This window comes from Alteromonas sp. ABM1_013 (assembly GCF_056160505.1).
Genome location: NZ_JBSWXH010000004.1, coordinates 188,736 through 213,084, shown reverse-complemented (window position 1 = coordinate 213,084; position 24,349 = coordinate 188,736). Strand labels below are relative to the sequence as shown.

Below are 24,349 nucleotides of genomic sequence, written 5' to 3'. Positions count from 1 at the left end.
TAAGTCGAAAACCAGTGTGTGAAAAAGTAATTTGTATTACCTCGACGTTTTAGCTTTTAAAAGAGAAAAGCTAAAAATCTGCAAGATACAAACCACACACATCGGTTAAGCGCTACTTTCGCGTTAACTAGCCTGTAAATAAGCTGAATAGCCGCCTTGCGGGATTATCTCACAAAGATTTTGGATAACCCTTATCCACGACTAAAGTATAGTCCGTAATTCTTTTACTGCCTGTGTAATTTAAGGTTATTTCGTAAGTCGTTGGCTTCGAAGCTAATTAATTTTATTGGCGGTAACCCACCCGCCGCGATGGGTACAACGAGTGGGTCACAATGTATGAAAGGTCGCGTTAGTTGGCTAAAAGCCATAGCTGCTGATAGGGGGCGAGTAATAAAGGTGCAGCTTCCATAGTCACAGTTTCACCTGACAGCAGGTCTGTGGTCGATGTACAGTTGACTGTCGCCAATAGAGAACGCTGAAGCTGTTGCTCATGTTCACTGAAATTACAGATAACAAGGAGCTTTTCACCTGCATCATTCTCGCGCATAAAAACAAAACAGTGTTGATTGTCAGAATCTAATATATGTGTTTGAGCTTGGCCAAAAACCGAATACTGTTTTCTCGTTTCGATCATTTTTTGCAAGCCTTTAAATACGCGAAGGCTCGCGACTTCCGCTTTACCAGAAGGTGCTGTCTGGCCTAGAGCCAATGCGGTATCTTCTTCATTGACTGCGATGCGATTAACCCATCTGTCGTCATGTTTTTTACTTTCGTCTTGACGGTAGCTGTAGTCGTTTAGCTTTCCAATTTCGTCGCTTGAATAAAGCAATGGAATACCGCCTATACTGAAGGTTATTCCGTATAATAACAGCATGCGTTTCACGGCTTCGTCGATACCTTGTGCATCATCGTTTTTAAGTGCCCCTTCTAAGCCGCATAACGATGCCAGTGAACCACATACACGGCAATCGCCATTACTTGGGTTTTCTGCAAATGGCACGCCGTTAGCAAAACTTCCTTCAAAGCGACCAGTGTAAAATTGGTTGAGGAAATAGCGATGATCGAAGGGGTTTATACCCAATTGATTAGCGACAGCATCATCGAACGTCCAGCCTATGTCGTCGTGACAGCGTACGTAGTTAACCCAAGTACACTCGTTTGAAATAGCGAAGCTCTTTTTCATAGAGTGTGTGAGCAGGCGTGTTTTACGTGTAGCTAAAGAGTTCCACAGTAATGCCATTAATAACGGGTTATAAGAAAGCTGGCATTCATCTTTATCGATATACTTCAGCACCTCATCTGGATGAACAATAGCTTCTGACTTAAATACCACCGCTGGCGCAACAATTTGCAAACAGCAGTTGAACGCTTGAATCAGTACGTGTGCTTTCTCCTGATTTTCGCAGTCGGTCCCCACTTCTTTCCAAATAAACGCAAGTGCGTCTAAACGTAACGCTGCGCTACCAATGTTAGCTAGAAATAGCATTTCAGAGGTAATGGCATTAAAAACTTCAGGGTTGCTGTAGTTTAAATCCCACTGAAAGCTGTTGAAGGTCGTCCAAACCCATTTTTCAATCTGTTCGTTAAAAGTAAAGCTGCCTCTTCTAACTTGAGGAAAAATCTCTCTTAACGTTTGTTCATATTGATCGGGAATAGTTCTGTCATCAAATAAGTAGTAGTAATTTTGATATTGCTTGTCGCCATTTAATGCCGCTTTTGCCCACGCATGTTCATCAGAGGTGTGATTAAACACAAAATCTAGCACCAGGTTAATTCCTTCCTTTTGCAGGGCCGACGAAAGCTTTTCCAAATCTTTCACAGTACCTAAAGAGGGATTTACCTTGCGGTAGTCCGAAACAGCATAGCCGCCGTCACTGTCACCTTGCGGCGCGTCATATAGCGGCATTAAATGTACATAGGTTACACCTAGCGCTTTAAAATAAGGAATTTTATCGTGTAAGTCTTTTAGCGTTGGCCCCATTAAATCTACATAGCAGGCCATGCCTACCTGTCGCTCGTCGCGATACCACAAGGGAGCTTTTAGCCTTTCATTATCAAGCTTTTTAAGCGCTGGCTTTCGACTTTTTAACCCATCTCTTAATATTTCAATGAGTTTTTGTAAATGAAAATAGCAGTCATACTGATGTCCATAGACGCAGGTATAATGTTTAAAAAGTCGAGGGAAATGCGCTTTTAATCGCTGGGTAAACGTCGTTGCATCTTTCTTGGTAAGTCCAGATAAATCGGTAGATGCCAAGATGCGCTCTAAACACATACTGCTATCGGCAGCGTAGCTCATAGAAAACTCCATAGTATGACGCGGTTGAAGGGCTAGCGAACCTATTCTAATTAACAGGTTTACAGGCTTTTTAAATTCTGTTAACTTTCATCTTAAACGATTAAGTTAATTTTTCCAAATGAGATGTTAAATTTGTTATCAAATTTATTACATCGTCGTTTTTGATTACTAAATATGTGAAATAAGTCAGTGCTTCAAACATCTATTGTTTGTCAAAACTGACATGTTTTTTTATACGTGCATACGGATATAAATTTTCGTCATGCCGCTGTTGTGAGACTGACTATGCCTAACCAAGACCGTAGTAGCAGAATTATCCGGTGGTTAACCTACCTAATGTTTATGATGTTTGCGATGACATCAGATTCAGTAGGCGAGATTATCAAAGAAGTGAAGGTGGCGTTTTCCGTCACGAATGCGCAAGCAAGTTTAATGCATTCTCTGCCTATGCTGGGTATCGCCCTTTCTGGTTTGTTCTTGGGGTTTCTAGCCGATAAGTTAGGTCGTAAGCCAACCATTATTATAGGGTTAGCATTGTTTGGGTTAGCTTGTTACAGCTTCCTTATTGCTAATGACTTTATGTTGATTGTTAGTTTGATGAGCTTGTCAGGGGTGGCCGTTGGTATTTTCAAAACAGGTGCGCTGGCCCTTATTGGTGACATTTCAACTTCAACAAAACAACATACTGCAACGATGAACGGTGCAGAAGCTTTCTTTGGTGTTGGCGCGATTATAGGCCCTTTAATTGTAGCCTACCTTATCCATCAAGGAGTAGCATGGCAATGGCTTTACGTTATTGCGGGCGGCGTTTGTACTGTTCTTATTGTCGGTGCGCTGCTGGTCAAATACCCGGCTTATTCTCGTGACACGTCTTCTGGTGAAAATAAAGTATCCATTGCGCAAAGCTTAAAACTGGTAAAAAACCCTTACGCGTTAGGCTTTTCAATTGGCGCATTTTTATATGTTGCGGCAGAGAGTGCTATCTACGTGTGGATGCCTAGTTACCTAGTATGCGACGCAACTACGCTTAAAGCGACCTACGACTGTTACAGTGAGGGGTTTTCTCAAACTTTGGCTATTTATTCGGTAACCGCATTTTTTATTTTGCGTGCCGCAGGCCGTTTCTTGGGAATTTGGATGATGTCTCGCTTCAACTGGGCGTTGGTGTTGATGTTGTTTACAGGCGCTATAGTACTGTGCTTCGGCTTGGGGTTATGGGGTGGAAAGCAGCTCGCGCTTTATTTGTTCCCACTCACAGGTATTTTCATGTCGGTCATTTACCCTACGTTCAATTCAAAGGGAATAAGCTGCTTCCCTAAACATCAACACGGTAGTGTGGCAGGAGTTATATTGTTCTTTACTGCTGCTGGCGCAGCGGCTGGCCCTTTTATCATGGGGCTTGTAAGTGACGCTAACGGCGGTGATGCAAAATACGGCTTCATGGTCGCCACGGGTTTTGCCGCGTTGCTGTTTATCGGCTTAGTATTTAACTTCGTTAAGAACCCCACCAAAGAGCGTTTAGCAGAAATTGAAGCGAGTGAGTACGCTAACTAAGTTAAAATAACCGCGAGGCTAGTCGCTCGCGGTGTTAGTTAACCTAAACGTGCCGGACTTATGTTCGGCACTGGTTTTTCGTAGCGTTGTTGTTTAAGCTTCCCAATATTCCCTCATTTATCAATCTGTAATAACGTCCCATGGATGAATTAAAACAAGCCCAAGCCCTTTACGACACGCTGGTTGAATTTGCTGTGACCTACAGTTTCCAAATTGTAGGTGCCATTATCATTTTCTTACTTGGCTGGTGGGTGGCAAATAAAATAGGCCATGTAGTTGAAAACCTCATGGTGAGCAAGAAGATTGATATCACGCTTAGCCGATTTACCGGCGGTATATGCAAGCTGGTGGTACTTGGTATAGTCATCATTATCGCGCTTGGTAACGTGGGGATAAGCGTTACCCCGTTAATAGCGGCACTTGGTGCAGTGGGGCTAGGTGCCGGTCTTGCTATTCAGGGCATGCTGGCAAATTACGCCGCAGGTTTTACGATAATCATTACCCGCCCGTTTGTCGTTGGGGATACTATTCGCGTTCGTGGCGTAGCTGGCGTTGTTGATCAGGTTATGCTGCCTTATACCATTCTTATTGATGAAGATAACGTGCACATACAGATTCCCAATAAGCTAATTGTTGGGGAAATCTTGCATAACTCTGCTGAAAACATGCTTATAGAACTCGAGATAGGCGTTGCTTACTCCAGTAATGTAGATAATGTCATTGAAGTGATTCGGCATGCGGTTGCATCTGTTGACGGTGTTAGTGCAGAAAAAGCACCTGCTATTGGTGTCGATAATTTTGGTGACAGCAGTATTAATTTTGGAGTTCGAGTTTGGGCTCCTGCGACAAGGCATTTCGAAGTGCGCTATGCGCTTAATCAAGCCGTTTTTAACGCGCTTCAACAGCACAATATTGATATTCCATTCCCGCAACGAGAAGTCAGAATGCTGGACTAGGATAAGGTTATTTTAGCAGACCTATTGTTAGATAAATGCCGAACAGCCACTCAGCCGTTCGGCATTTTTTTATAATTCGTAAAGTTCTAGCGGTAACCCGTCAGGGTCTTGAAAAAACGTAAAGCGCTTACCGGTATATTCGTCGGTCCTAACCGGCTCACATTCCACACGCTTGTTAGTTAAGTGATCAATCATTTCATCAAGGTTGTCTACTTTAAATGCCAAATGTCTAAGCCCTTGTGCTTCCGGGCGCGAAGGTCTTTGCGGTGCCCCTGGAAACGAAAATAACTCAATTTGACTACCGTCAGGCAGGCCAAGGTCGCATTTATATGAGTCCCTGGCTTCTCTGTAATTTTCGTCAATGATGGAGAACCCTAACACCTCGGTATAAAACGCTTTTGAACGGGGATAGTCACTACAAATAATAGCAACATGGTGAAAGCCTTTTAGCATGCTATTTCCTTACTAGTGCTTATGGCATTTCTTGGCCACGAGCGACTTCAAACAACTTGTACCAGTGTTCGCGAGAAAGATGAACGTCCATCGCTTTCTGGCTAGATTTGATTCGTTCAATATTAGTGCTGCCTAACACCGGCGCGATATTGGCAGGGTGTCGCATTAACCATGCTAGAACAATGGCTTCAGGCGTTGTTTGATATTCGCTTGCAAGCTGTGCCACTAAATCTGCGGTAGCTGCATCTGCACTAGTCTCGGTTTTCGCCCCTGTATATTTTCCTTGAGCCAAGCTTCCCCAAGCCTGAAGCTGAACATTATTCATCATGCAGTATTCAAGCGTGCCGGGGGCATAACCTATATTGCGATTAGCCGCGCTGTTGCTGGTTATTCCGTCTTCTAACCAGTCTCTAAAGCCAAGACTCATTTCAAGTTGGTTAGCTACAATAGGTGTCGACAGTGCTGATTGAAGGTAGTTTATTTGGTGCCCATGCATATTAGACACACCTACGTGCTTAATCTTTCCCTGTTGCTGCAGCAGTAGTAAGGTGCCAGCCACTTCTTCTAGCTCCATAAGCGGGTCGGGGCGGTGGAGCAACAGTATATCGAGTTGCTCGATACCTAAACGAGAAAGTATACCTTCGACCGAGGTGTGAATATGATTTGCCGAGAAATCATAGCGCTTTGGTCCTAAATCGTCCTCAAAGCGTATTGCACATTTAGATTGAATAATCATTTGATCTTTAAGCTCTGGCGCTTGCTTCAGGGCTTCACCAAAGGCAGTTTCTGCTTTACCGAATGTGTAAATATCGGCATGGTCAAAAACGTTAATATCTAAGTCTAGTACAGCGTCGATGATTGATCTTGCTTGGGTAACATCGGCTTTAGTGACGGGGTCATTATTCCAACCACCACCTAAGCCCATACATCCATAAATTAGGCGGCTTGCATGTGGAAAGTGTGCATTCATATAGTTTTCTCCCTTTAAAGGTGTGAGTGAACAAAATTGCCTTTGCACTCATAGAAGCTTTGGCGCTTATTCTTATTATCAACTGGGCTGTACTCTAGTATGACGTGTTGAATAATAAAAGCTTGATTAGTCGAGTGTCTTTTAACTAGCGACAGTTAACGCTTAGGATATTTATGGTGTGAATTAGCAATAAAGATCACAACTGCTGGTGTAGGCGTTTTAATATCGTAGTGAATATTCATCGCTACAAACTCATCACAAGAGAAGAGGGTTTATGTTGAAAAAATGGTTTTTATTGGCAATTGCACTACTTGTTGGGTTAGCTGGCTGCACCGGAGTACCGGAAAACGTAAAGCCAGTTAAAGGTTTCGAACTTCCTAGGTATTTAGGGGAGTGGTACGAGATCGCGCGCTTTGATCATAGCTTCGAAGAAGGGTTAACTGAAGTTACAGCAACTTACAGTATGCGCGATGATGGTGGCGTGAAAGTGATTAATCGCGGCTATTCAAAAGAAGAAGGTAAGTGGGATGAAGCCGAAGGCAAAGCGTATTTTGTAGAGAACGAAACCACAGGACATTTAAAGGTGTCCTTCTTTGGCCCGTTTTACGCGAGCTATGTCATTATGGAACTAGACAAAGAAGGTTATCAATATGCACTGATAACAGGCCCGGATAAAGATTACCTTTGGATATTAGCGCGGACACCTTCAATTTCAGACGAAGTTCGCATGCGTTTATTAGAAAAAGCGACCGCGGCTGGGTACGATGTTAGTAAGCTTATTTGGGTAGAGCACGGCCAAGTGAAATCATAGCTGCTATCAAGCGAGTTGTTCTGCGCGCAAATTGGGAATTGTGCTATTATTGCGCGCAATTCCCCTCTGTTTGAATAAGTATTAAGAGAGACAAGGCATGCAAACGCTCAACATTACTACGCCAGACGATTGGCATCTTCATTTTCGCGACAACGAAATGCTGGCTGAAACAGTGCCTGCAACTGCGCGTTGTTTCCAACGCGCTATCGTTATGCCGAACCTAGTACCACCCGTAGTTAATGCTGAAATGGCGATGGCATATAAAGGGCGAATTGAGGCTGCGCGACCTGAAGGCAGTAACTTTGAGCCGTTAATGACTTTATTTCTTACCAACCAAACTACGCCGCAGGATATTATCGATGCAAAGCAAGCAGGCGTAACCGCATGTAAGCTTTATCCAGCAGGCGCGACGACTAATTCAGACGCGGCGGTAAAAGGTATTCAGGCTTTATATCCGGTATTCCAAGCCATGCAAGAGCAAGGTTTGCTTTTGCTAATTCATGGTGAAGTTACCGAGCATCACATTGATATTTTTGACCGTGAAAAAGTGTTCATAGACACACATTTAGGTCCCATTGTTGAAGCATTTCCTAAGCTGAAAGTGGTGTTTGAACACATTACCACAGCAGATGCTGCTAGCTTCGTAGCGGGCGCGAGCGAATTTGTGGGCGCAACTATCACGCCTCAGCACTTATTGCTTAATCGCAACGATTTACTAGTTGGTGGTGTACGCCCTCACAACTATTGCCTGCCGGTGCTTAAGCGAAATACCCATCAAAAAGCCTTACGCGATATGGTGGCAAGTGGTAATAAGAAGTTCTTTTTAGGTACTGATTCTGCACCTCATGCTAAGCATAAAAAAGAGAATGCTTGTGGGTGTGCAGGCTGTTACAGCGCATGGTCTGCAATAGAGCTTTATGCAGAAGTGTTCGAGCAGCTAGGTGCAATAGACAAGCTTGAAGGTTTTGCTAGCCATTACGGTGCAGACTTTTATGGTTTACCGCGAAATACAACTACAATGACGTTAGTGAAAGAGTCTTGGACGGTGCCAGAACAGGTAACCCTAGCTGATGGTACCGACATGGTTCCATTTTTTGCGGGGCAAACACTACAGTGGAAATTAGAAAAAGCATTTCAAGCGTAAGCTTATTCTATACAGTTTGTACGCGTGCCCTGAGGAACGTTTCCTTAAGGGCACAAACGCTCTTCTACACCCATTCAAACGATTTTACTTACACTTTTCCATCATCTCACTTTCTTCGAAAGGTGGCATGATGAACCAAGAATATGGCGTAGCTCATCATATAGAACATGGTGTAGTTAACTTTTGGAACCCAAATTAATGACCGTTGAAACAGTTAAGCATTTAGATATAAACCCTGCTATCGTTAAAGCACTAGACTCTCAAGGCATTCACCAACTTTCTCCAATCCAGGCGCAGTCGCTTCCCGAAGCGCTTCAGGGAAAAGATGTGATTGGTCAGGCGCAAACAGGTAGCGGTAAAACCTTATGCTTCGTGATCCCAGCCTTGCAGCACATTGAAGTTAACGATTTTACTACACAAGCCATTATGCTTTGCCCAACCCGTGAGCTTGCCGACCAAGTAGCGCAGCAGTGCCGTAGTGCGGCTAAAAATATCGGTAATATTAAAGTAACCACCTTATGTGGCGGGCAGCCTATGGGGCCGCAAATTCAGTCGTTAAAGCACAGTCCGCACATTATTGTAGGTACGCCTGGTCGTGTGATGGATCATGTGGAAAAGCGCCGTATTGATTTGAGTAATGTAAAGCTGCGTGTGCTTGATGAAGCCGACCGTATGTTGGACATGGGATTTGAAGATGATCTACGCATTATCTTCGGACAGACGCCAACGCAAGTGCAAACACTATTGTTTTCCGCAACTTTCACCGAGCAAATTGAGCGTGTGGCGAAGCAGTACTTGCATGACCCAGTAACCTGTAAAGTAGAAGCGCAAGAGAGCAAGCCGGCAATTACTCAGTTAGGCTATAACGTGTTGCCTCATACCAGAACGCAGGCGCTAAAAGCCGTATTAACCGAATATCAGCCTAAAAATGCCATTGTTTTCTGTAACCGTAAAACGCAGGTAAATGAAGTTGTTGAAGAGCTTATAGAAGATGGATTCAGCGCTAAAGGGCTTCAGGGAGATATGGAACAGCACCAAAGAACTTCAGTGCTTATGCAGTTTGCAAGCGACGCGCTACAAGTGCTTGTTGCTACCGACGTTGCTGCCCGCGGATTAGACATCGATGATATTGCCTGTGTTATTAACTACACAGTAAGCGAAGAGCCGGAAACCCACATTCACCGCATTGGCAGAACGGCACGTGCGGGCGCTCAAGGTATGGCGATAACGCTAGTAAGCGAGGAAGAAGAACACTTTTTACGAAAGATCGAAGTATTGCAAGAAAGTGATATTCCGCTTAAAGGTGCGCAAAGCTTACGTTTTCATAAAAATAAAATTACCCAGCCTGACTTTACCTGTATTTCACTAAGCGCGGGTAAAAAGGAAAAGCTTCGCCCTGGTGACTTGGTAGGTGCACTTACCAAAGATGCGGGCATTCCTGGCGACGACTTAGGCAAAATTAAAGTGCAAAACAGCATGAGTTTTGTCGCAGTGAAAACGCGAAGCGTCAAAAAAGCCATGGCGCACTTTAGAGAAGGAAAGATCAAAGGAAAACGTATTAGAGCCCGAAAGCTTTAATAAAAACTTTAATAAGAGCTTCAATAAATAAGTATTGACGTTATACAAAGGAAGGTTGAGTGTGGTCGCTGAAACTGACTTGAGCGTGTTACTGAAAAATCTGAATCCTGTGGCAAGTAGCGAAAATTACGTTTTCACAACTTTGCCTGCTGACGGGTTAACAAGCACATTGGTTTCAGCAGCTAAGGGCATGTTTCAGGAACGCGAGGGCACTACGCTTATTCTTCCAGTTGCCGCAGCCGAGAAAGCTAACCTGCAATTTGAGGGTTATTACCGCTGTATAACCTGTGAAGTGCATTCTAGTTTGGAAGCGGTAGGCATGACGGCAGCTATGTCCACCGCGTTGGGTAAGGCAGGAATTAGCGCCAACGTGGTGGCCGCTTATTATCACGACCACATTTTTGTGCCAGCTGAAAAAGTCGACTTGGCGATAGAAGTTTTAACTTCGCTGTCTCACTAGGCCCTCCCATTCTCTTCCTGCTTTTTTTCTTTTCCCGAGAACGTATTAACCAGCCCCATGGTTAAGCAATATTGTGCTCCATAGTAAGTTGTCATTACCCAAAAGGTAGACAGTGGAAGCGGGGTTTTGAAAACCGACTGGGCGAGAATGGCATCTGATGCCACAAACAGTAACGCACCGGTTACGATTAGCTTGGTTTGAGCTAACCACACCGCGGTTAAGCCCATCAGCGTGATTACGCTAATGTATGCCACTACAGGGTAAAACAACGAACCTGATGCAGGCAGAATATGACCGGCCATCACTGCCGTAAAACTAACAATGGTAAGGCTAATTAGCCATTTCACATTGTGTGAAATAATATCGCTTGAGAGCGCTTTGAGTTTGTGGCGATTTAGATTGGCAAAACACGCGGTATAAGATAAGTGCGCGAGAAAAAAGCAAGACAGGCCTGATATAAAACTTTCTGCAAAGGGCAAGGCCAGACTAATATCTCCAGCAAAACTAAAAAGTAGCGCCATCAACACCATATATCGCGGCATGGCGCTAAGTTTTATATAGGCGAAAACTGCCAGTACCCCAATAGGTAGAGCTTTGGGTAAGAATTGAGCCATATAGGGGGTAAGCGGCAGCGTCGCCAAGTAAAGCAACGCTAAGCTGCTAAAGACAATAGTTGTTCTCACATTCATATTTAGCCTTTTTGAGCCTGCTCAGTCATACACTTCAACACGACAAAAAAAGCCCCAGTTTGGTGAAGTAAACATGGGGCTTTAGCTATCGAATTTTGTGTACGCTACTTTCTATGTACTGTGTTTAGAGTACGCAAATTACCAAATTTTCACGCGTTCTTCTGGTGGTAAATACAACGCATCTTCTTCGGTAACGTTAAACGCTTCGTAGAATTCTGGTACGTTGCGCACAGCGCCGTTGGTACGGAATTTAGTAGGGGAGTGGGTGTCTGTCTGTACCTGACTGCGCAAGGCTTCTTCACGGTATTTGCTGGCCCATACCTGACCATAACCGATGAATACGCGCTGGTCGCCAGTAAAGCCATCTAGCGCTGGGGCTTTTTCACCATCAAGAGACAGGTGGTAAGCTTTAAGAGCGATGCTGATGCCGCCAAGGTCGCCGATGTTTTCACCTAAGGTATATTCACCGTTTACGTGCAAATCAGGTAAGACCTCGAATTGATTGTATTGCTCAATCAAGTTTGCCGTACGTGCTTCAAACTCGCTGCGATCTTCATCGGTCCACCAGTTTCTAAGCACGCCATCACCGTCGAAGGTTGACCCTGAATCATCAAAGCCATGACCAATTTCGTGACCAATTACCGCGCCAATGCCGCCGTAGTTAACCGCGTCCTCTGCGTTCATATCAAAAAACGGAGGCTGTAGGATAGCTGCAGGGAATACAATTTCGTTAAGCGGTGGATTGTAGTAAGCGTTAACGGTTTGAGGTGTCATACCCCACTCGTGAGTCCACACTGGGCCGCCTTGTTTCTTAAGCATTTCTTCGTACAGCACGTCCGAAGAACGCTTTAGGTTTCCAAATAAGTCTCCGGCATTAACCGTCAGTGCTGAATAGTCTCTCCACTGATCTGGGTAACCAATTTTCACGGTAAATTTAGACAGTTTGTCCAGCGCTTGCGCGCGGGTTTCATCTGTCATCCAGTCTAGGTTTTCAATACTTTCTTTGTAAGCCAGCAGTAGGTTGTTAACCATTTCCATCATGCGGTCTTTCGCTTCAGGCGGGAAATGCTGTTTTACATAAACCTTTCCGATAAGCTCGCCAACATGAGCGTTTGAAAGACTCACTGCACGACGCCATTGAGGCTGCTGTTCTTCTACACCGCGAAGCACCTTGCTGTAGAAATTGAAGTTTGCTTCATCAAGCTCAGCATTTAATTGACTAGCTGAAGCATTTAACACGCCCCATTTAAGAAACGTTTTCCAGTCTTCTAGCGAGGTTTCGGCTATGACGCCATCAATGTTTTGCATGTAGTCTTTTTGCAGAATACCTAGCGAAGGAATGTCGCTAATATCAGCTTCGGCAAGGTAAGCATCCCAGTTAAACTTAGGCATCAATGCTTTAAGTTCTTCAATCGAAAGCTTGTTATAGTTTGCGGCAAAGTTACGGGCTTGCTCTTTCTTCATGTGCAGTTGAGCAATTTTAGTCTCAAGCTCGAAAAGCATATCGGCACTTTCTTTTGGTGCTTCGAAACCCGCAAGTTCAAACATAGTTTGAATATGCTTAACGTATGCGTCACGAATGGTTTGTGATGTTTCGTCGTCTTTAAAATAGTACTCGCGCTCAGGAAGTCCAAGGCCGGCTTGCCACGTGTACATCAGATATTCTTTCGGCGACTTAAGATCTGGGTACTGAGTTAGGCTGAATGGCGTACCGTAGCCATAGCGAGCAGCATAAGCAAAATACTCAGCAAGGTCAGTGTAGTCTTCAATGGCTTCAATCTTAGTTAACTCAGGCTTTAGCGGCGTCGTACCAAGTTCGTTGCGGGTTTCCATATCCATATAGGCACGGTAAAAATCACCCACTTTTTGTTCGTCACTGCCCGCTTTAAAATCACCTTCGGCAGAAGACTTAATAATATCCATTACGTGGTCTTGCGCTTCATCACGTAGAATAACGAAAGAACCGTAACTAGACTTATCAGCTGGTATTTCAAAATTATCAAACCACTTACCGTTTACGTAGCGGAAGAAGTCATCACCGGGGTCTACAGACAGGTCCATATTCTCTTTAATGACGCCTGAAGAAAGCTGCTGCTGAGCTTCTTCAGTGGCAGCGCTTTGGTTTTGTTGTTCTGTCGATGAATTTTGTGGGCTACAGGCCGTTAAGGCCAGTGCCACGCTTAAGCTTAAAACGCTACGTAACATTTAGAGTTTTCCTTTTCATTCTGACTGGGCAATGTTTGGACTTGCCGCTTATAGTTTTTAGCGCGTTGTTAGGCCCTTTACATCCAAAAGAATGACCTTTGCATCCACAAGAATATCGGGGCGCAACACGCACGGTTTTTCTAACGTTTTAGCATGATGGTAGGGATAGAAAAAGTGTTTATAGTGAAAATACACAGCTTGTAACAACTTGGCAGACTAAGTTCGCTATAGTGTTCTGTATTGACCTCATCACAATATTCAAGGAACGGCAATGGACTTACATAAAACTCCTTTTGAAAGCGTATCACCGTGCGAGTACGCAGACGCCCTGCCAAGAGAGCAGTTCATGCACTACGGGATTAAACCATTGTGGTACGGTATGCCTCGTATTGCGGGTCCAGCATTCACCGTTAAGTGTGAGCCGGGTGACCATCTTATGGTGCATGCGGCGATATATCGTGCAAGCCCCGGTGATATCATTGTGGTTGAAGCTGACGATAACTTTGCCGTTGCGGGCGGTAACGTCTGCGCAATCGCCCAATCTCGAGGGATTAAAGGCTTCGTAATTGATGGTGTTATCCGAGATATTGCTGAAACCCGTGACAACAAGTTTCCAGTGTTTGCCAGAGGCGTTATACCCAAGCCTGGAGCGAAAAAGTGCATATCGCCGTTAAATGAGCCTATCACATGTGCTGGTGTAACTGTTCACGCGGGAGACATCATTGTGGCGGACGAGGAGGGCATTGCAGTAATTCCAAAGGATGAGGCGCTAGCAGCCTATGACATTGCCCAAAAGCGCGCACAAAAAGACGGTTCTATGTCGTTAGAACAGTGGCAGGCTGAACACGCTGAAAAAGTAGAAAGCATACTCGCTAAATTAGGCTTTGCAGAGTAAAGCTCTGCAGAAAATGAGCCATATTTTGACAGGTGTTCGATGAGCTATTCACTAAGCCCTTCATTAAGCAATTAGCTTGTCCAAATATTAACTAATGTTAAGTGAGCTTTGCGGTAAAAAAGTACCGCAAAGTTCAACACACTTTCAGTTATCGTGTAGAATTGTGACCTAAGCATTTTGGGCATACGTAAACGTGCTCTGTCACCGAATAATTAACGAGTTCTACATGTTTTCATTTTTTGAAAAGCTGACCCAGCCTTTCCCCGATACACCGCCTACTCAACCGCCAACAGGTATCATTGCATTTTGTAAGTACTACACCAAAGGCATGTGGGGCGTCATCCTTACAGTTTCGGTGCTTAGTGCGATTGTGGCCATGTTAGAAGTAGCGCTGTTTGGATTTCTAGGCCAGTTGGTTGACTGGTTCTCAGAGCAAAGCCGAGAAACCTTTTTAGAGGACCAAAAATTCACGCTTATTGGCATGGGTTTAACGGTTCTTGTTTTCATTCCTTTGTTTATTTTGTTGCGCTCGCTGTTTTCTCGCCAGTCCTTGATGGGTAATTACCCCATGCGCATTAGATGGCAGGCACACCGCTACTTACTTGGGCAAAGTTTAACCTTTTTCCACGATGAATTTGCCGGACGTGTGGCCACCAAGGTAATGCAAACCGCATTATCTGTGCGAGAAACGGTAACTAAAGTGCTCGATTTGCTGGTGTACATCAGCGTTTACTTTATCTCCATGGTTGTGCTTATCTTCAGTACTGACTGGCGCTTAGCCATGCCGCTTATCGTGTGGTTTTTTGTGTATATCGGTATCTTGAAGGTGCTAGTACCAAAACTAAAAGAAGTCTCTCAAAAGCAAGCCGACGCGCGCTCATTAATGACAGGGCGTATTGTGGATAGTTACACCAATATCACCACAGTGAAGCTGTTTTCGCATAGTCGCCGTGAAGCTGATTACGCAAAAGAAAGCATGGATGGTTTTCTTAAAACGGTTTACCCGCAAATGCGTTTGGTTACCGTATTGGAATTTTGTGTGGAAATGGCTAATGCCATTCTTATTTTTACCATTGGCGCGCTGTCTGTGTATTTGTGGATGGAAAACATTGCGAGCCCCGGTGATATCGCCATTGCTATTAGTCTGTGTTTGCGACTAAACGGTATGTCGCACTGGGTAATGTGGGAAGTATCAGGCTTGTTTGAGAACTTAGGTACTGTGCAAGACGGCATGAATACGCTAGCGCAGCCAATTTCAGTAAAAGATAAACCTAAGGCTAATGCACTTAAAGTAAATGGCGGCGGGATTAACTTCGACAACGTGAACTTTTCTTATGCTGGGGCCGATGAAAAACCTATTGATGTGTTTAAAAATTTGGATTTAGACATCAAGCCTGGTGAAAAAGTAGGGTTAGTGGGGCGCTCTGGTGCAGGTAAATCAACTTTAGTGAACCTATTAATGCGCTTTTACGATACCCAAAGTGGCCGAATTATCATTGATGGGCAAGATATTACCCAAGTGGGGCAGGAAACCCTACGAGCTAAAATCAGTATGGTAACGCAGGATACCTCGTTGATGCATCGCTCTGTACGCGACAATATTTTATACGGGCGTACGGACGCGACAGAAGAGGATATGGTGCGAGCAGCTAAGCAAGCCGAAGCTCACGATTTTATCCTTACACTTACCGATAGTTACGGTAGAACAGGCTACGACGCGCATGTAGGTGAGCGCGGTGTGAAGCTTTCAGGAGGGCAGCGTCAGCGTATCGCTATCGCCCGTGTATTGCTAAAAGACGCACCTGTACTGGTACTGGACGAGGCGACATCGGCACTAGATTCAGAAGTTGAAGCGGCCATTCAAGCCTGTCTGGATAAAGTGATGGAAGGTAAAACCGTGCTAGCCATTGCACATCGCCTATCTACCATTGCACAAATGGACAGGTTGCTTGTTTTGGATAAAGGTAACATTGTAGAGCAGGGCACACATGCTGAGCTTATCGCTCAAAATGGTATTTATGCGAAGCTTTGGGCTCACCAAACCGGCGGATTTATTGGTGTTGAATAGGAAACTCGCGAAATAGTGTTCAATCGCAGAAGGGATGGATAAACCGCTTGTATCTTGAAAGTGGTTAAGTATAATACGCGTCCCTCCCTTGCGATACCGCACTTTCCTTAGAAAAGACGCACAACTCACAAGGGCAGTGTAAGTAAATTTTGTCTTTTAGACACCACAGGGGTGTAGTTCGAATTGGTAGAACAGCGGTCTCCAAAACCGATGGTTGGGGGTTCGAGTCCCTCCACCCCTGCCAAATTTACTTAAACTAAGAATTTTTAAATTGCGCATTAAATGAGTGCGTAAAACAACGACGCTGTAGTGCTAGGATCGTAACATGAGCGAAAAGACGGAAAATCAGTCCAATGCATTGGACATGTTTAAATGGGTAGTGGTTTTTGCACTACTTGCCGGTTTAGTAACCGCTAATACAATGTACGGTGAGATCTCGGTACTATACCGTGCTATCGCTATTGTTGTAGTAGTTGGTATAGCTGGTTTTATCGCGGCAACTACCGAAAAAGGTAGCACCTTCTTGAGCTTTGCTAAAGAGTCTCGCACAGAAGTTCGCAAGGTTGTGTGGCCTACTCGCCAAGAGGCGAACCAGACTACCCTTATCGTGCTTGCAGCGACGTTAATCATGGCACTAATTTTATGGGGACTAGACGGCATCATCGTTCGTGTAGTTGGCTTTATTACTGGAATAGGAGCATAAACGTATGTCTGAAGAAGAAGCAGTAAAGAAAAGATGGTACGTAGTACAAGCCTATTCGCAATATGAGTCTCGTGTAAAGAAGACCCTGCTTGAATACATCAAAATGCACAACATGGAAGACTACTTCGGTCAGGTACTAGTACCAACAGAAGAAGTTGTTGAGATGCGTGCGGGTCAGAAGCGTAAATCTGAGCGTAAGTTCTACCCGGGTTATGTATTGGTAGAAATGGCGATGACCGAAGAGTCATGGCACTTGGTGAAAAGCGTTCCTCGCGTACTTGGTTTCATCGGTGGTACATCTGACCGTCCTATGCCTATCACGCAAAAAGAAGCTGATGCTATCTTAAATCGTCTTGAAGAAAACGTTGATAAGCCAAGACCAAAGACCTTGTTCGAGCCAGGCGAAGTTATTCGTGTTACCGACGGTCCATTTGCAGACTTCAACGGTGTGGTAGAAGAAGTCGACTACGAAAAGAGCCGCGTAAAAGTATCGGTACTTATCTTCGGTCGTTCTACACCGGTAGACCTAGAATTTGGTCAAGTAGAAAAAGGTTAAGCCTTCTCTGCTAAGCACATTTAAAAAAGCCCCGTTCAACGGGGCTTTTTTGTAGGTGATAACTGGTTAAACGGCGTAGGCTTAAAAATACTGTCCTTTCGATGGTTTTTTATTCTAATTAGCCCTTGCATAGTAATTAATCACCTTATATAATGCGCGCCCTTTTAAACGGAAACGGGAAGCCGATTGAGCAAATAATCTCTGTATTTGCGAGGCGTTAGACCCAAACAAGAGAGCATGTAAAATGGCTAAAAAAGTAAGCGGTATTATCAAGCTTCAGGTTGCAGCTGGCGCTGCTAACCCAAGTCCACCGGTTGGTCCTGCACTAGGTCAGCACGGTGTTAACATCATGGAATTCTGTAAGGCTTTCAACGCGAAAACTGAAAGTCTTGAGAAAGGCGCTCCAGTACCAGTAGAAATTACTGTATACGAAGATCGCTCTTTCACATTCGAAACAAAGACTCCTCCTGCGTCTTACCTGCTTAAGAAAGCAGCGGGCATCAAGAGTGGTTCTGGCCGTCCTAATACTGAAAAAGTGGGTAAAGTTACTCGCGCTCAGTTGGAAGAGATTGCTAAAACTAAAGAGCCAGACCTTACTGCAGCTGATCTAGATGCAGCGGTACGCACTATCGCGGGTTCTGCTCGCTCAATGGGCTTGAACGTAGAGGACTAATCGAATGGCTAAATTAACTAAACGCGCTCGCGTAATCCGCGACAAAGTTGACTCTACTAAAGAGTACGAAATCAACGAAGCAGTAGCGCTTCTTAAAGAACTAGCAACAGCTAAGTTCGCAGAAAGCGTAGACGTATCTGTTAACCTTGGTATCGATGCGAAGAAATCTGACCAAAACGTTCGTGGTGCAACTGTACTACCTAACGGTACTGGTAAAGACGTTCGCGTTGCAGTATTCACTCAAGGTGCAAATGCTGAAGCAGCGAAAGAAGCTGGTGCAGACATCGTTGGTATGGATGACTTAGCTGAGCAAGTTAAGAAAGGCGAAATGAACTTTGACGTAGTAGTTGCTAGCCCAGACGCGATGCGTGTTGTTGGTCAACTAGGTCAAATCTTAGGTCCACGCGGCCTTATGCCTAACCCAAAAACTGGCACTGTAACGCCTGACGTTGCAACGGCAGTTAAGAACGCTAAAGCTGGTCAGGTACGCTACCGTAACGATAAGAACGGTATCATCCACGCTAGCATCGGTAAGATTGCGTTCGAAGCGAACCAAATTCAAGAAAACCTTGAAGCGCTACTTGAAGCACTGAAGAAAGCTAAGCCTTCTTCTGCTAAAGGTACATATATCAAGAAGATCAGCCTAAGCACTACAATGGGTGCTGGTGTTGCTCTTGATAAGGCTTCTGTAGGTCTTTAATTTCGCTGAGCTTAGGCTCATCGAAATCTCTTAAAGGTTATGGGTTGGAGCTGTGACAATTAGCAGTGCTAATAAGCAGCTCCCGTCCTAGACCGCAGGTGCGGTGTGGTGAAAGAGGTAAGAGAACTTTCACAGTCAACACACTGCTTAATACAACAACCTGCGCAGACGGTGGTTTGACTCAGACTCTCTGGGGTAACAAACACCGTAGAGCGGTATCAACCATGAGGGTTGGTATCAATCTGTGAACCCTGACGGCGTAAGCGGGTAACCGCAAACAAAGTCAGATACAAAGAGGTGAACTCAGTGGCACTAGGTTTAGCAGCAAAAAAAGAGATCGTAGCAGAAGTTTCTGAAGTTGCGTCTCGCGCTCTATCCGTAGCCGTTGCTGAATACCGTGGGATGGAAGTTGCAGAACTGACTGACCTACGTGTTAAAGCTCGTGAGCAAGGCGTATACCTAAAGGTTGTACGTAACACTCTTGCAAAGCGTGCTCTAGCAGACAGTCAATTTGCAGACTTAGACAGCGCCCTAACTGGCCCGCTTATCTATGGTTTCTCTATCGACGCACCAGGCGGTGCGGCACGTCTTTTCAAAGACTTCGGTAAGACTAACGATAAGCTTAAAGTTACAGCACTATCTATTGGTAGCGGTCTTCTTGGTCCAGAGAAATTGGACGCAGTTGCAGCACTACCTACCCGCGACGAAGCGCTTGCAAAACTACTTGCAACCTTCAAAGCACCAGTTGGGAAATTCGTTCAAACAATCAACGAAGTTCCTGGCAAGTTTGTGCGCGTATTGGCGGCGGTCAAAGACACCAAGTAATTGGCGTTTTTGGCATATTGATTTTTTTAACATTTTATACCCAGGAGTTTAGAGAACATGGCTCTAACTAAAGAAGATATCTTAAACGCAATCGCTGAAATGCCGGTAATGGAACTGGTAGAACTAATTGAAGCGGCTGAAGAGAAATTCAACGTATCTGCTGCAGCTGCTGTTGCTGTTGCTGGTCCAGCTGCTGGCGGCGACGCTGCTGCTGCAGAAGAAAAGACTGAATTCGACGTTGTAATGACTTCATTCGGTGGCAACAAAGTTGCAGTTATCAAAGCAGTTCGCGGCGCGACTGGCCTAGGTCTTAAAGAAGCTAAAGAAGTAGTTGAGTCTGCTCCTAAAGCTATCAAAGAAGGCGTAAGCAAAGATGAAGCTGAAGCACTTAAGAAAGAGCTTGAAGAAGCTGGTGCAGAAGTAGAAATCAAGTAATCTGACCTAGTCAGATTATTGCCTGAGACGGCAAGGCTGGTGGTTTTTTGAACCACCAGCCTTTTTGCGCTGTATAGTGTGTAGAAACTAACCCTTGGTTACACTACTTAAAGCGCCATTCGGAAATACCCATAAAAAGCATAAAAATCCAACAAGTTAACTAATAATTGGTTAAATTTTGTTGTATGCTGGTGTATCTGCCCGAAAAAGGGTTGTGGAAGTTTGTTGCTTAGTGCGCCATTTGAAACGCAGCTTTTAGCCCATAGCACGCGTTTTAAAGCATTTTGCAGCAGGTTGGGTCATAAATCAGCAGGCTGAGGAACCCATGGTTTACTCTTATAGCGAAAAGAAACGTATCCGTAAGGATTTTGGCAAACGCCCACAGGTACTGGAAATTCCATACCTTCTTTCAATTCAGCTTGATTCTTTCAAAAAGTTTATTGAGACCGATCCGGAAGCTCAATACGGTTTGGAAGCAGCATTTCGTTCCGTTTTTCCAATTAAAAGCTACTCAGGTAGTTCAGAGCTTCAATATGTAAGCTACCGCCTGGGAGAGCCAGTTTTCGACGTTAAAGAATGTCAAATTCGTGGCGTAACTTTCTCTGCTCCGTTAAGAGTAAAACTACGGTTAGTGTTGTTCGATAAAGACGCTGCCCCAGGTACCGTAAAAGATATTAAAGAACAAGAAGTGTACATGGGCGAGATCCCATTGATGACTGAGAACGGTACGTTCGTTATCAATGGTACTGAGCGTGTTATCGTGTCACAGCTACACCGTTCACCTGGTGTATTCTTTGATCACGACAAAGGTAAAACCCACTCGTCAGGTAAAGTGCTTTATAACGCACGTGTAATTCCTTACCGTGGTTCGTGGTTAGACTTCGAGTTTGACCCGAAAGATAACCTATTTGTACGTATAGACCGTCGTCGTAAATTGCCTGCAACCATTATCTTGCGCGCACTTGAAATGACGTCTGAAGAAATCCTTGATACTTTCTTCGACAAAGTTGGCATACGTATCAACAAAGACAAGTTGATGATGGAAGTGGTTCCAGATCGCCTTCGTGGTGAAACTGCTGCATTTGACATCATTGACGGTGAAGGCAACGTTGTTGTTGAAACGGGTCGTCGTATCTCAGCACGTCATACTCGTGCACTAGAGAAAGCAGGTCTTACTGAGCTAGAAGTTCCAGCTGATTACCTAATTGGCCGCGTATACGCTGCTACTTATGTAAATGAAGATACTGGCGAAGTTATTGTAAGCGCGAACGAAGAACTTACCCTTGAGAACCTAGCGGCGCTAAGCCAAGCGGGTATCAAAGAGTTCGAAACGCTTTACATCAACGAACTTGACCACGGTTCATATATTTCAGATACACTTCGTATCGACTCTTCAACTAACCGCCTAGAAGCGCTCGTTGAAATTTACCGTATGATGCGCCCTGGTGAGCCACCAACAAAAGACGCAGCTGAAACCTTGTTCGATAACTTGTTCTTCTCTGACGAACGTTACGACCTATCTTCTGTTGGCCGCATGAAGTTCAACCGCCGTCTAGGTCGTGAAGAACTTATTGGTTCAGGCACGCTAGATAAAGAAGACATTATTTCTGTAATGAAGCAGCTAATAATGATTCGTGACGGTAAAGATGAAGTAGATGATATCGATCACCTAGGTAACCGTCGTATCCGTTCTGTTGGTGAAATGGCAGAGAACCAATTCCGCGTTGGTCTTGTACGTGTAGAACGTGCAGTTAAAGAGCGCCTAAGCTTAGGCGATCTAGACAACGTAATGCCACAGGACCTAATTAATGCTAAGCCTATCTCGGCTGCGGTTAAAGAGTTCTTCGGTTCATCTCAGCTTTCTCAGTTCATGGACCAAAACAACCCGCTATCAGAAGTAACGCACAAGCGTCGTATTTCTGCATTAGGCCCGGGTGGTCTTACACGTGAACGTGCAGGCTTCGAGGTTCGAGACGTACACCCGACTCACTATGGTCGTCTATGTCCAATCGAAACGCCGGAAGGCCCGAACATCGGTCTTATCAACTCATTGGCGAGCTTCGCGCGCACCAATGACTTCGGTTTCCTTGAAACACCTTTCCGTCGCATTGTTGACGGTGTGGTAACAGACGAAATCGATTACTTATCTGCAATTGAAGAAGGTCAATTCGCAATCGCTCAGGCTAACATTGCGCTGACTGAGAATGGCGAGTTGGTAGACGACCTAATTCCATGTCGTCACCGCGGTGAAACTACTTTGATGCCAACTGAAGACATCAAATACATGGACGTTTCACCACAGCAAATCGTTTCAATTGCTGCGAGCATTATTCCATTCCTAGAGCACGATGACGCAAACCGTGCACTTATGGGGGCGAACATGCAACGTCAGGCAGTACCTACATTGCGCGCTGATAAGCCGCTAGTTGGTACCGGTATGGAAAGAACTATCGCGGTTGACTCAGGTGTTACTGTAGTTGCTAAGCGCGGTGGTGTGGTTGATTATGTTGATGCCAGCCGTATCGTAATTAAAGTAGACGAAGATGAAATGCTTCCAGGTGAAGCGGGTATCGATATCTACAACCTGACTAAATACACGCGTTCTAACCAGAATACTTGTATCAATCAGAAGCCTACCTGTAGTGTTGGTGACCCGATTGTTGCTGGTGACGTGCTAGCTGACGGTCCTTCAACAGACTTAGGTGACCTTGCACTTGGTCAGAACATGCGTATCGCGTTCATGCCGTGGAATGGTTACAACTTTGAGGATTCGATCCTTATTTCTGAGCGTGTAGCACAGGAAGACCGTTTCACTACAATCCACATTCAAGAGCTTAGCTGTATCGCTCGTGATACTAAGCTTGGGCCAGAAGAGATTTCTTCTGATATCCCGAACGTGGGTGAATCTGCACTAAGCAAGCTTGATGAATCAGGTGTTGTTTACATTGGTGCGGAAGTAAAAGGCGGTGACATCCTTGTAGGTAAAGTAACGCCTAAAGGTGAAACGCAGCTTACGCCAGAAGAGAAACTACTACGTGCAATCTTCGGTGAAAAAGCGTCTGACGTTAAAGATACGTCGCTACGTGTACCTAACTCTGTTCACGGTACGGTAATTGACGTTCAAGTATTTACCCGTGATGGTGTAGAGAAAGACAAGCGCGCGCTAGAAATCGAAGACATGCAGTTACGTCAGGTTAAGAAAGACCTTACTGATGAGTTCGAAATTCTTGCTGACGGTATCTTTGCCCGTGCGCAAACTGCGCTTCTACGTGCTGGTGTTGACCAAGCTAAGCTTGACAGCCTACCGCGTGAAAAGTGGTTTGAAATTGCACTTAACAGCGAAGATGCACAGCTAGAGCTAGACCAAATCGCTGATCAACACGCTGAAATTAAAGCTGACTTCGATAAGAAGTTTGAAACTAAGCGTCGTAAGATCACACAAGGTGATGACCTAGCGCCTGGCGTACTTAAGATTGTTAAGGTTTACCTTGCAGTTAAGCGTCACATCCAACCGGGTGACAAGATGGCCGGACGTCACGGTAACAAAGGTGTTATCTCGACTATCCAGCCTGTAGAAGACATGCCATACGATGCTAACGGTACGCCGGTAGATATCGTTCTTAACCCACTAGGTGTACCGTCTCGTATGAACATCGGTCAGATCCTAGAAACTCACTTGGGTATGGCTGCACACGGTCTTGGTGTGAAGATTGACCGCATGATTAAAGAGCAGCGTGAGCTGGCTGAAATGCGTGAGTTCTTGAAGAAGGTGTACGAGCTTGGTGAAAATCACCAAGAAGTTGACATCGATAACTTCACAGACCACGAAGTACGTCGCTTAGCAGAAAACCTTCGTAAGGGTGTTCCGATTGCAACGCCTGTATTCGACGGTGCTCGTGAATCGGAAATTAAAGAAATGCTGAAGCTTGCTGATATTCCAGAAAGCGGTCAGATTTCATTGTTCGACGGTCGTACCGGTCGCGAATTTGAGCGTCCAGTTACGGTTGGTTACATGTACATGCTGAAACTGAACCACTTAGTAGACGACAAGATGCACGCGCGTTCTACTGGTTCTTACAGCCTTGTTACACAGCAGCCTCTTGGTGGTAAAGCACAGTTTGGTGGTCAGCGCTTCGGTGAGATGGAAGTGTGGGCACTTGAAGCATACGGTGCAGCATATACCCTTCAGGAAATGCTTACTGTTAAGTCAGATGACGTTAACGGCCGTACCAAGATGTACAAGAACATCGTCGATGGCGACCACAGAATGGAACCTGGCATGCCAGAATCATTCAACGTACTACTTAAAGAAATTCGCTCGTTGGGTATCAACATCGAGCTTGAAGAAAAGTAATACGGCAATCGCCGCGTAATG

At 44.9% G+C, this 24,349-nt stretch carries 20 protein-coding genes and 1 tRNA gene; 16 read left to right on the top strand and 5 right to left on the bottom strand.

Annotated elements, in window-relative coordinates:
• Positions 1-349: 349 nt before the first annotated feature.
• Complete coding sequence (locus ACXAGK_RS12835; RefSeq protein WP_474856525.1) at positions 350-2,299, bottom strand: alpha-amylase family glycosyl hydrolase; 1,950 nt, start codon at positions 2,297-2,299, stop codon at positions 350-352.
• 336 nt (positions 2,300-2,635) lie between these two features.
• Here ACXAGK_RS12835 and ACXAGK_RS12830 point away from each other — a divergent pair, with 336 nt between their 5' ends.
• Positions 2,636-3,853 (top strand): MFS transporter, encoded by a 1,218-nt coding sequence (locus ACXAGK_RS12830; RefSeq protein WP_474856780.1) that lies wholly within the window; start codon positions 2,636-2,638, stop codon positions 3,851-3,853.
• Between the two features lie 140 nt (positions 3,854-3,993).
• Positions 3,994-4,809, top strand: coding sequence for a mechanosensitive ion channel family protein (locus ACXAGK_RS12825; RefSeq protein ID WP_474856524.1), 816 nt, complete (start codon positions 3,994-3,996; stop codon positions 4,807-4,809).
• Between the two features lie 69 nt (positions 4,810-4,878).
• On the opposite strand, the gene gloA2 is transcribed toward ACXAGK_RS12825, so the two are convergent.
• Together gloA2 and ACXAGK_RS12815 are read right to left on the bottom strand one after the other, a co-directional pair.
• Positions 4,879-5,262, bottom strand: coding sequence for an SMU1112c/YaeR family gloxylase I-like metalloprotein (gene gloA2 / locus ACXAGK_RS12820; protein ID WP_474804165.1), 384 nt, complete (start codon positions 5,260-5,262; stop codon positions 4,879-4,881).
• Positions 5,263-5,281: 19 nt separating this feature from the next.
• Positions 5,282-6,232 carry an aldo/keto reductase gene (locus ACXAGK_RS12815; protein ID WP_474856523.1) on the bottom strand — a complete coding sequence of 317 codons (951 nt, stop codon included), beginning with the start codon at positions 6,230-6,232 and terminating at the stop codon, positions 5,282-5,284.
• 274 nt (positions 6,233-6,506) lie between these two features.
• Between ACXAGK_RS12815 and ACXAGK_RS12810 the strand changes: the two genes are divergently transcribed.
• The 4 genes from ACXAGK_RS12810 (at position 6,507) to ACXAGK_RS12795 (ending at position 10,225) form a co-directional block, all read left to right on the top strand.
• A complete protein-coding gene (locus ACXAGK_RS12810; RefSeq protein ID WP_474804171.1) occupies positions 6,507-7,043 on the top strand; it encodes a lipocalin family protein in 537 nt (178 codons plus the stop codon).
• Positions 7,044-7,140: 97 nt separating this feature from the next.
• On the top strand, positions 7,141-8,187 hold the full coding sequence (gene pyrC / locus ACXAGK_RS12805) for a dihydroorotase (RefSeq protein ID WP_474804174.1): 1,047 nt from the start codon (positions 7,141-7,143) through the stop codon (positions 8,185-8,187).
• Between the two features lie 198 nt (positions 8,188-8,385).
• The gene (gene dbpA, locus ACXAGK_RS12800; protein WP_474856522.1) at positions 8,386-9,765 is read left to right on the top strand and encodes an ATP-dependent RNA helicase DbpA; all 1,380 of its coding nucleotides are present in this window, start codon (positions 8,386-8,388) and stop codon (positions 9,763-9,765) included.
• Between the two features lie 61 nt (positions 9,766-9,826).
• Positions 9,827-10,225, top strand: coding sequence for an ACT domain-containing protein (locus ACXAGK_RS12795; protein ID WP_474856521.1), 399 nt, complete (start codon positions 9,827-9,829; stop codon positions 10,223-10,225).
• Here the strand turns inward: ACXAGK_RS12795 and ACXAGK_RS12790 are convergent.
• Positions 10,222-10,914, bottom strand: coding sequence for a lysoplasmalogenase (locus ACXAGK_RS12790; protein WP_474856520.1), 693 nt, complete (start codon positions 10,912-10,914; stop codon positions 10,222-10,224). The two genes, ACXAGK_RS12795 and ACXAGK_RS12790, sit on opposite strands and share 4 nt — an antisense overlap.
• 138 nt (positions 10,915-11,052) lie before the next feature.
• Positions 11,053-13,119 (bottom strand): M13 family metallopeptidase, encoded by a 2,067-nt coding sequence (locus ACXAGK_RS12785; protein WP_474856519.1) that lies wholly within the window; start codon positions 13,117-13,119, stop codon positions 11,053-11,055.
• 271 nt (positions 13,120-13,390) lie between these two features.
• Here ACXAGK_RS12785 and ACXAGK_RS12780 point away from each other — a divergent pair, with 271 nt between their 5' ends.
• The 10 genes from ACXAGK_RS12780 to rpoB all read left to right on the top strand — a co-directional run bounded on the left by ACXAGK_RS12780 (position 13,391) and on the right by rpoB (position 24,328).
• Entirely contained in the window at positions 13,391-14,014 is a 624-nt protein-coding gene (locus ACXAGK_RS12780; RefSeq protein ID WP_474856518.1) for an RraA family protein, read from the top strand.
• A gap of 226 nt (positions 14,015-14,240) precedes the next feature.
• On the top strand, positions 14,241-16,082 hold the full coding sequence (locus ACXAGK_RS12775; protein WP_474856517.1) for an ABC transporter ATP-binding protein: 1,842 nt from the start codon (positions 14,241-14,243) through the stop codon (positions 16,080-16,082).
• 167 nt (positions 16,083-16,249) lie between these two features.
• Positions 16,250-16,326 (top strand) — tRNA-Trp (locus ACXAGK_RS12770).
• Between the two features lie 81 nt (positions 16,327-16,407).
• Complete coding sequence (gene secE, locus ACXAGK_RS12765) at positions 16,408-16,785, top strand: preprotein translocase subunit SecE (RefSeq protein WP_014951045.1); 378 nt, start codon at positions 16,408-16,410, stop codon at positions 16,783-16,785.
• Positions 16,786-16,789: 4 nt separating this feature from the next.
• On the top strand, positions 16,790-17,341 hold the full coding sequence (gene nusG / locus ACXAGK_RS12760) for a transcription termination/antitermination protein NusG (RefSeq protein WP_179984807.1): 552 nt from the start codon (positions 16,790-16,792) through the stop codon (positions 17,339-17,341).
• A 244-nt stretch (positions 17,342-17,585) separates the two neighbouring features.
• A complete protein-coding gene (gene rplK, locus ACXAGK_RS12755) occupies positions 17,586-18,014 on the top strand; it encodes a 50S ribosomal protein L11 (RefSeq protein ID WP_014951043.1) in 429 nt (142 codons plus the stop codon).
• 4 nt (positions 18,015-18,018) lie between these two features.
• Positions 18,019-18,714 (top strand): 50S ribosomal protein L1, encoded by a 696-nt coding sequence (gene rplA, locus ACXAGK_RS12750; RefSeq protein WP_014980521.1) that lies wholly within the window; start codon positions 18,019-18,021, stop codon positions 18,712-18,714.
• A gap of 306 nt (positions 18,715-19,020) precedes the next feature.
• Positions 19,021-19,539 (top strand): 50S ribosomal protein L10, encoded by a 519-nt coding sequence (gene rplJ, locus ACXAGK_RS12745; protein ID WP_014951041.1) that lies wholly within the window; start codon positions 19,021-19,023, stop codon positions 19,537-19,539.
• A gap of 57 nt (positions 19,540-19,596) precedes the next feature.
• Complete coding sequence (gene rplL / locus ACXAGK_RS12740; RefSeq protein WP_015068303.1) at positions 19,597-19,974, top strand: 50S ribosomal protein L7/L12; 378 nt, start codon at positions 19,597-19,599, stop codon at positions 19,972-19,974.
• A gap of 325 nt (positions 19,975-20,299) precedes the next feature.
• Complete coding sequence (gene rpoB, locus ACXAGK_RS12735; protein WP_474856516.1) at positions 20,300-24,328, top strand: DNA-directed RNA polymerase subunit beta; 4,029 nt, start codon at positions 20,300-20,302, stop codon at positions 24,326-24,328.
• Positions 24,329-24,349 lie beyond the last annotated feature (21 nt).